Consider the following 435-nt stretch of genomic DNA (forward strand, 5'->3'; position numbering starts at 1 on the left):
TCACCGAACTCGATAATAAAGCGACTCATCGCCAGCCGCCAGTTTCGGATCGGCATATTCCATTTTTTTGAAGCATCCCTGATCGCCAGATAAATGACTTTCCTCACCGGGTCATCCGTCGGGAACACCTTGCGTTTCTTTATTGCCTGACGGATCACGCTGTTCAGCGATTCGATGGCGTTCGTAGTGTAAATAGCTTTACGGATATCCGGTGGATAATTGTAAAACGTATTGAGATTTTCCCAGTGTGCATACCAGCTTTTACTGATTTGCGGGTATTTATCGTCCCAGCCCCCTGCGAACTGCTCCAGAGCCATTAACGCCGCCTCTTCTGTTGGAGCCTGATACACCGCTTTCAGCCCGCCAGTCACGGCTTTATAGTCCTTCCACGACACGTATTTAGGCTGTTACGCACCATGTGAATAATGCACAGCT

Annotated in this window: 1 pseudogene; it reads right to left on the reverse strand. The window is 49.0% G+C overall.

The annotated features are described in order from the left end of the window. Positions 1-435 (reverse strand): annotated as a pseudogene (locus ACLRGG_RS20440) (transposase); the annotation flags it as partial.

The sequence above is a fragment of the Erwinia sp. PPS120 genome, from assembly GCF_047918655.1.
Classification (GTDB): Bacteria; Pseudomonadota; Gammaproteobacteria; order Enterobacterales; family Enterobacteriaceae; genus Erwinia; species Erwinia tasmaniensis_A.